7 protein-coding genes and 1 tRNA gene are annotated in these 8,392 nt (G+C 36.4%); 1 reads left to right on the plus strand and 7 read right to left on the minus strand.

What is annotated here, in order from left to right; all coding sequences use genetic code 11:
- The 3 genes from ABF281_RS09265 to ABF281_RS09275 form a co-directional block, all read right to left on the minus strand.
- On the minus strand, positions 1-410 hold a 410-nt coding region (locus tag ABF281_RS09265; RefSeq protein ID WP_347181391.1), incomplete at its 3' end, for a chitobiase/beta-hexosaminidase C-terminal domain-containing protein.
- Positions 411-487: 77 nt separating this feature from the next.
- Positions 488-1,183 carry a lamin tail domain-containing protein gene (locus ABF281_RS09270; protein WP_347181392.1) on the minus strand — a complete coding sequence of 232 codons (696 nt, stop codon included), beginning with the start codon at positions 1,181-1,183 and terminating at the stop codon, positions 488-490.
- Positions 1,184-1,455: 272 nt separating this feature from the next.
- A tRNA-Ser gene (locus ABF281_RS09275) sits at positions 1,456-1,540 on the minus strand.
- A gap of 268 nt (positions 1,541-1,808) precedes the next feature.
- Between ABF281_RS09275 and aroC the strand changes: the two genes are divergently transcribed.
- Positions 1,809-2,870 (plus strand): chorismate synthase, encoded by a 1,062-nt coding sequence (gene aroC / locus ABF281_RS09280; protein WP_347181393.1) that lies wholly within the window; start codon positions 1,809-1,811, stop codon positions 2,868-2,870.
- 74 nt (positions 2,871-2,944) lie between these two features.
- Here aroC and murA read toward each other — a convergent pair whose 3' ends face one another.
- From murA to ABF281_RS09300, 4 genes are all read right to left on the minus strand, one after another.
- Positions 2,945-4,252: a UDP-N-acetylglucosamine 1-carboxyvinyltransferase gene (gene murA / locus ABF281_RS09285; protein ID WP_347181394.1), complete on the minus strand. Its 1,308-nt coding sequence runs from the start codon at positions 4,250-4,252 to the stop codon at positions 2,945-2,947.
- 9 nt (positions 4,253-4,261) lie between these two features.
- Positions 4,262-4,930: a DUF4290 domain-containing protein gene (locus tag ABF281_RS09290; protein WP_347181395.1), complete on the minus strand. Its 669-nt coding sequence runs from the start codon at positions 4,928-4,930 to the stop codon at positions 4,262-4,264.
- A gap of 133 nt (positions 4,931-5,063) precedes the next feature.
- A complete protein-coding gene (locus tag ABF281_RS09295; protein WP_347181396.1) occupies positions 5,064-7,406 on the minus strand; it encodes a UvrD-helicase domain-containing protein in 2,343 nt (780 codons plus the stop codon).
- 180 nt (positions 7,407-7,586) lie between these two features.
- The coding region (locus ABF281_RS09300) for a tRNA-dihydrouridine synthase (RefSeq protein ID WP_347181397.1) at positions 7,587-8,392 on the minus strand (806 nt) is incomplete at its 5' end.

An 8,392-nucleotide genomic window follows, 5' to 3' on the forward strand; every position in this document is an offset into this window, starting at 1 on the left:
AATGACGATTCTGAAGGAGCACTTCCATCGAGTGTATACCGTATAAATTCTTCTGAATTATTACCCGATAATATTAGACTTACAGGCCCATTTATTAGTCCTCCTTCTTGTGAAAAAAGAACCTCACTTTGGACAGCTCCTAAAAATTCATTGTTGGAATTCTCACTTCCTGGTGTGGTCTCCAAGTAAGTTACCACATTTTCAGAGCTTTCAGAAACTCCTATCGATGTGTTTGGAGGAAGTTTCTCTGCAGTAATTTCGTCAATAAGGGTTCCTGTGTTGTCCGTTAAAATAAGTGTCTCTGAAGTTGAGGAAATTTTAAAATTGGTATGAAAATTATTGGTCGATAATCCCAAAATAGCTGGAGGTTCAACACCCACACTACTCGGAGATGAAAACACTGCAGACAAAAAAGGAATGATGGTAAAATCTGAAGAACCTTCACTTATATTTTGGGCTTGAATGCTTAGTATATTTTCTCCATCGTTTAAGATTGAACTGAAATCTGAAATCTTTCGGGGGTCCCTCCCAAATATAATTGCGCTTCATGATCAGTAATCGTTCCAGCATCATAGGCAGGAGGCACACCATTAATATTTGCACGTGCCACTTCTATACCATTTATGTAAGCCACAAAAGCATCATCATAATCCATGTCTAAAATTAATGAAGAAACAGCTGAAACATCCGATATCGTAAAAGTCTTTCTAAGATATACAGATCTAGAGCCATTCGGTATAATTGTCGCGTCATCTCCATCTGCATAACCAAAACCAGAGGCTCCTTCAGACCAACTAGAATCATCAAAACTGAGTACTTTCCAATTAAAACTGGGTTCAGAAGTTGGAAGCAGATATTGAAAAGTATCTCCCCAATTGATGAGGGTTCTAGAGTAACTGATATTGGAGCGATCTTTTGAGGAGGCCCACAAAAGTAAATACGCATCTGGAGAAAGTTTTATATTAGGAAATGTCCACTTTTCAAGGGTCTCTGGATCATCAGACAAAGACCACCCATTGATAGAAACGTCTTGTGATCCGTAATTGTGGATTTCTAACCAATCGGGGGTATCTCCATCTTCGTCTGTATAGACAGAATTGGAAGAAACTACTTCATTTATTCTTACCGTTTGTGCTGTTGCATTGGCTATTAAAAAAAGGAAAAAAACTACGAGATACCTCATTAAATTAGTTTTGTACTTCTCAAAGATAAGAGGATTATCGTATTCATACAATATTATATTGCTACCACGTAGATATCTATTTTAAATAAAGAAGCCTATTCATTGAAACAAATCGGGATTCACTACGTGCATTCCAGTATGATATCCTGAGCAAGCATAGAAACCCATATTCTTTCCAAGAATTTTGTCTTTTTTATTTTCCAAAAAAGGCAAACAAGTTTGGTTTTTTGGAAAATAAAAAACCCACAACGTTTGTTGTGGGTTTCCTTTTGCGGAGAAAGAGGGATTCGAACCCCCGGACCTGTTACAGTCAACAGTTTTCAAGACTGCCGCATTCGACCACTCTGCCATTTCTCCTAAGCGTCTCACGATTTCTCGTTTGCGAGTGCAAATATAGGACACTTTTGGTTTTAATAAAATGTTTTTTTAAGTTTTTTTAACCTTCTCAAAAATTTCTGAGGAACTATAAATTTAAAGCGTAAAAATGATGAAGAAGTAATGGCCAAACTATGTATACTCCTTGTTTCTATTGTAGATCTTGGTTTTGCTAAAAAAACCGATTGTTATCCTTTTTAAAGTGTCAAGCAAAAAGTTTTCGTTAAATTTGTCTAAAATTATTTTTTTCATGGCGAATAAATTTGGAAACCTATTTACCCTCACCACTTTTGGTGAATCACATGGACCTGCAATTGGAGGAGTGATTGATGGATGCCCTGCTGGTATTACATTAGATTTTGATGCAATTCAAAAAGAACTTGACAGAAGAAAACCAGGGCAATCTAAAATTGTAACTCAGCGTAAAGAACCCGATACCGTTGAATTTATGGCGGGAATTTTTGATGGAATTACCACTGGCGCTTCAATTGGATTTAGAATTGTCAATACCAATCAAAAATCAAAAGACTATTCCCACATCAAAGATCAATATAGACCCTCACATGCAGATTATACCTATAGTCAAAAATACGGTCATAGAGATTATAAAGGTGGAGGAAGAACCTCAGCTAGAGAAACAGCCAATTGGGTCGTTGGTGGCGCGATTGCAAAACAAGCCATCCCAGATATAAAAATAAATGCTTTCACCTCTTCTGTGGGAAACATTCATCTAGAAACTCCTTATCAAGAATTAGATTTTTCTTTGACAGAAAGTAATATCGCTCGTTGTCCTGATGCAAAAAAAGCACAAGAAATGATCGATTACATTGGACAAATTAAAAAACAAGGAGACACCGTAGGAGGTATTGTTACTTGTGTTATTCAAAATGTACCTGTAGGATTGGGAGAACCTATTTTTGACAAATTACATGCACAACTAGGAAAAGCCATGTTGTCAATCAACGCTGTAAAAGGTTTTGAATTTGGTAGCGGTTTTGAAGGTGCAACAATGACAGGAAGTCAACACAACGATATCTTTAATACCGATGGTTCTACCAAAACTAATTTCTCTGGCGGTATACAAGGAGGAATCAGTAACGGTATGGATATTTATTTCAAGGTTGCATTTAAACCTGTGGCTACAGTAATTCAAGAACAAGAAACAATTGACAAAGATGGAAATATAGTAACCATGATGGGAAAAGGTCGTCACGATCCTTGTGTAGTTCCTAGAGCCATTCCCATTGTAGAAGCATTATCTGCAATGGTGCTAGTTGATCATATGATGCTTGACAAAGCAAGAAAGATTTAGATCAAAATTAAAACCAATAAAAAAAGTGAATCCATTCGGATTCACTTTTTTTTATCTCTGTACTATTGAAAAAACTAATCGATACGTTCAATTTTCGCTCCTACTGCTTGTAATCTCTCAACAATATTTTGATATCCACGATCTATTTGTTCCACATTGTGAATTATACTTGTTCCCTTAGCTGACAATGCAGCTATTAACAAACTAATTCCAGCTCTAATGTCCGGCGAACTCATCGTCATTGCTTTTAAACTGTGTTGATGATTCATCCCAACAACATTTGCTCTATGAGGATCACATAAAATCACCTTTGCACCCATATCTATTAGTTTATCGACAAAGAACAATCGACTTTCAAACATTTTTTGATGTATCAAAACCGTTCCTCTGGCTTGGGTAGCAACGACCAATATGATGCTAAGTAAATCTGGAGTAAACCCAGGCCAAGGAGCATCTGATACGGTCAACATAGATCCGTCTATATAGCTTTCTATTTCATAAGAATCTTGCTTGGGTACATAAATATCATCTCCTTTTTGCTCTAATCTTATTCCTAATTTTCTAAAAACACGAGGAATCTGACCTAAGTTCTCCCAAGAAACATCTTTTATGGTTAATGCAGATTTTGTCATCGCTGCCATACCAATCCATGATCCTATCTCAATCATATCTGGTAGCACCCTATGCTTTGTTCCTCCTAAAGCGACAACTCCCTCTATGGTCAACAAATTAGAGCCTACCCCTGATATTTTGGCCCCCATCCTGTTCAACATATGACACAATTGCTGTAAGTAGGGTTCACAGGCCGCATTATAAATAGTGGTTATTCCCTCTGCTAAAACTGCTGCCATCACGATGTTTGCTGTCCCTGTCACAGAAGCCTCATCTAATAACATGTTCACACCTTTTAACTTTGGAGATTCCACTCCGTAAAAATGTTCTTCTTTATTGTACCTAAATTTAGCTCCAAGGTTAACGAAACCCTCAAAGTGTGTGTCTAGTCTTCTTCTTCCTATCTTATCCCCTCCTGGCTTAGGAATATACCCCTTTCCAAAACGAGCCAACATAGGCCCGACCAACATGATTGAACCTCTTAATTTTTTACCATCTTCTTTAAAATCGGAAGAACTTAAATAATCTATGTCAACCTCATCTGCCTGAAATTCGTAGGCATGGTCGTTTAATTGCTTGACTTTTACCCCCAAATCTCCCAAAATTGAGATCAATTTATTGACATCAATGATATTAGGAATATTCTCTATCGTGACTTTCTCGGGAGTTAACAAAACAGCACATAAAATTTGTAATACTTCATTTTTTGCTCCTTGTGGTGTAATTTCACCGTTCAATGGATGACCTCCTTCTACTCTAAATGTTGCCATGTAGTAAGATTATTTGCGATTTTTGTGATTATTGTTATGCTTTCTACCGTTATTTCGGTTGTTATTATTGTTCTTCGTCTGAGAAGCATTCATTCTGCCAGAATTACTCTTACGCAATAAGGTCGAACTCAACACAAGTTCTATTTCTGATTTTCTTAAATCGATGACTCCTTTAGATAATTCATTTAAATGGTTAAAAATAACTCCGTCTTCCACGGTATCTTTGTTCCAATTTAAGTAACATTTTTTCATGTGATTTGCTATGTTGAGAATCAAAGCATCTCTAAGCTCTCCCTCTTCCCAAGACAAAGCAACATCTATCATCGTCTGAATATTATTTCCGTAAAACTTATACTTACTTGCAGATTTTGGATAATCTAAACGTTCTGGTTTCGCATTAACTTCTTCAATCGTTAATTTTTCATATGGAGATTCTACTTTCAATTCAAACTTAGACATGATGAATAACTGATCCCATAACTTATGCTTAAAATCAGGAACATCTCTCAAGTGAGGTTGTAAGTTACCCATGACATCTATAATGGCATTAGCCATTTTCTCTCTTTCTTGTTCATCTTCTAGAGCGACACAATGATTGACTAACTTTTGTACATGCCTCCCATATTCTGGAATAATCAAAGTACTCCTTTCAGAGTTATATTCTAAATCAAAACCCATAGTTTTATTTAAGTATTTTTGTTAATTTTTGATTGTTTTCAGGCGAAAAAACCTCATCAACAATTGTTCTTACAAGAAACAATTATTTATCCTAAATGGAAAATATATTTGATATTTAGTTTTGTATTAGTGCCTAAGCGTCTATTATGTTTAGCTTGGCAAATTGAAGTAATATTTTTTTTGTACCAACAGCTTCAAATCTGACTTCAGCTTTTATATTGACACCTGTTCCTTCAACATGTATCACTTCTCCTTCTCCAAACTTAGCGTGACTCACTCTATTTCCTTTGACCAATTTTTGAGCAAGCTTATTGCTTGTTTGCTGTGCTAATTTAGGAGTTACTTTTTTTAAATTCTGGGGAGATTTGAAAGGGGTTTTCTTTTCAACTTTTTCCTGATTCCTAACAGAGCGAGTTACAGGCTTTCTAAACCTAATTTTTTCTTTTGGAACATCATCTTCTTCAAACAAACTACTGTCTACAAATCGATTGGCTACCACTTTATTTCGTTGGGGGGCTAAATGCTCTATAAAACGCTCATCAATCTCTTCCAAAAACCTACTCGGTTCACAATCAATCAACTTTCCCCATCGGTAGCGTGTATGTGCAAAACTCAAATAACATTGTGTTTCTGCTCTGGTAATCGCAACGTAAAACAAACGTCTTTCTTCTTCTAGTTCTGCCCTTGTATTGATACTCATCGCTGACGGAAACAAACTTTCTTCCATTCCTACAATATAGACGTATGGAAATTCTAACCCCTTGGCCAAGTGAATGGTCATCAAAGACACCATTGGAGTATCGTCTTCATCTTTCTGATCAAAAGTAGAGGCCAAAGCAACATCTTCTAGAAAAGCGGTCAAACTATCGTCTAAATCCTGTTCTTTTCTTTCTTCAATAAAGTCTTTCATTCCATTCAATAATTCTTGAACGTTTTCTACTCTATTTACAGCTTCTGGGGTACCATCAACTTGCAAATCTTTAATCAAACCTACTCTTTTGACTACCTCATCCGCAACTTCAAAAGCATTATGCCCCTTCGCCGTGATTTGTAAACTCTGAATTAATGTTGAAAAATTATTCAACTTGGTTTTCGTCGGCCCTTGAATTTTGATATCCGTATGTTCTATATCCGATACAATTTCAAACAAAGATTTATTGTAATGATTGGCCGCAACAGATAATTTATCCATCGTTGTCTCTCCAATTCCTCTAGCAGGATAATTGATAATCCTCTTTAAGGCCTCTTCATCATTAGGGTTAATTAAGACTCGCAAATAAGCCAGCAAATCTTTTATTTCTTTGCGTTGATAAAAAGACAACCCTCCGTAAATCTTGTATTTGATTCCCTTTTTTCGCAGGGCATCTTCCATGGCACGAGATTGTGCATTGGTTCTATACAAAATAGCAAAATCATCATAGGTTTTTTGCAAATTCATAGCATTGTCAAAAATAGAATTTGCTACCCAACGACCTTCTTCTCCATCAGAAAGGGTACGCATGATCTTTACTTTACCGCCTTCATCATTGGCTGTAAAAATAGTTTTATCTAAACGAGTTTTGTTTTTTTCAATCAAACTATTGGCAGCTTCTACAATGTTGCTTGTAGACCTATAGTTTTGTTCTAGTTTAAACGTTTTTACGTCAGGATAATCCTTTTGAAAATTTAAAATATTGTTGATGTTCGCACCACGGAACGCATAGATAGATTGGGAATCATCTCCTACCACGCAAATATTCTGAAATCTATCTGCCAAAGCACGAACGATTAAATATTGAGAATGGTTGGTATCTTGATACTCATCGACCATTACATATCTAAATCTATCTTGATATTTCGATAAAACCTCAGGAAAACGGACCAGTAATTCGTTGGTACGCAACAATAAATCATCAAAATCCATCGCTCCTGCTTTAAAGCACCTGTCTACATATTCTTTATAAATCGCGCCCATTTGGGGTCGCATGGCCATGGTATCTGCCTCTATCAATTCTGGATTGTTTCCATAGGCTTTTACTGTGATTAGATTATTTTTGAACTGAGAAATTCTACTTAAAATCGATTTTGATTTGTACTGATCTTTACTCAATCCCATTTCTTTAATGATGGAATTCATCAAACGGACGGTATCTTGAGAATCATAAATGGTAAAACTTGAAGGATACCCTAGTTTGTCTGCTTCGGAACGTAAGATCCTTGCAAAAACGGAGTGAAAAGTTCCCATCCATAAATTTTTAGCTTCGCTTTGTCCTACCACTGAAGCAATACGGTTTTTCATTTCACGAGCCGCTTTGTTGGTAAACGTTAAAGAAAGTATCTGAAAAGAATCTACTCCATTTTTTAACAAATGGGCAATCCTGTAGGTTAGCACTCTTGTTTTTCCAGACCCTGCACCGGCAATAATAATCATGGGACCCTCCATTTGTTCAACAGCTGCTCGCTGGGGGGAATTTAATCCTTCTAAATAATCTGACACTTGGTTTTTCTTTTATTTAAGTTAAAAATAAGAATTATTTAGGAAATCGTAAGAGCGATCCTGTGTTTTCTACTCAAATTTATAGGAGTTAGCAGTCAAAAGAGTTGTACTACTTAAACATATAATTTATTGAGCTCACCTTAACAAAACGTTACTAAAATGAATCAAAAATGTGGAGCACTATTTTTGCATCAATAATTCATGAGATACATGCCCAAATCTATCTACGATTTCATTCATAATGTCATAAACTCCCTGAGCAGAGTCTTCGGTAACCAAACGAATTCTATACGCTTTGAAATCTCTAATTCCTTTAAAATAATTGGCATAATGCCTTCGGGTTTCCATCACGGCTTGAACTTCATTTTCTTTCCAAGCAATTTCCATTTCTAAATGTCTTTTGGCCACTTCTACCCTATCTTTTATGGAGGCTACGGGCAGATGCGCTCCAGTTGCCATAAAATGTTTGACCTCGTTAAAAAACCATGGATTTCCAATAGAAGCCCTACCAATCATACAGCCATCTAGACCATAATCATCTCTCATTTCAACCGCACGCTCAGGACTGGTCACATCTCCATTTCCAAAAACAGGAATGTGCATGCGAGGATTGTTTTTTACAGCAGCAATTCTCGTCCAATCGGCATCTCCTTTATACATTTGAGCACGAGTTCTTCCGTGAATAGAAATTGCAGCACAGCCAACATCCTGCAATCGCTCCGCTACCTCTTCAATCATTATTGAGTTTTCATCCCACCCCAAACGGGTTTTTACAGTAACAGGCAAATGAGTGTGTTTTACCATTTCTTTGGTTAAGGAAACCATCAAATCGATGTCTTTTAAAATACCTGCTCCTGCTCCTTTGCTCACTACCTTTTTTACAGGACATCCAAAATTGATGTCTATTATATCTGGTTTTGATTGCTCAACAATCTCTACAGTTCTAAGCATGGACTCTAAATTGGCTCCAAAGATCTGAATACCAA

The sequence above is a fragment of the Wenyingzhuangia sp. genome, assembly GCF_039768515.1.
GTDB lineage: Bacteria > Bacteroidota > Bacteroidia > Flavobacteriales > Flavobacteriaceae > Wenyingzhuangia.

Bases quoted from the DNA above. Each gene is read 5' to 3' on its own strand.
- ABF281_RS09270 (WP_347181392.1), bottom strand. From the start codon at position 1,183: ATGAGGTATCTCGTAGTTTTTTTCCTTTTTTTAATAGCCAATGCAACA.
- aroC (WP_347181393.1), top strand. From the start codon at position 1,809: ATGGCGAATAAATTTGGAAACCTATTTACCCTCACCACTTTTGGTGAA.
- murA (WP_347181394.1), bottom strand. From the start codon at position 4,252: ATGGCAACATTTAGAGTAGAAGGAGGTCATCCATTGAACGGTGAAATT.
- ABF281_RS09290 (WP_347181395.1), bottom strand. From the start codon at position 4,930: ATGGGTTTTGATTTAGAATATAACTCTGAAAGGAGTACTTTGATTATT.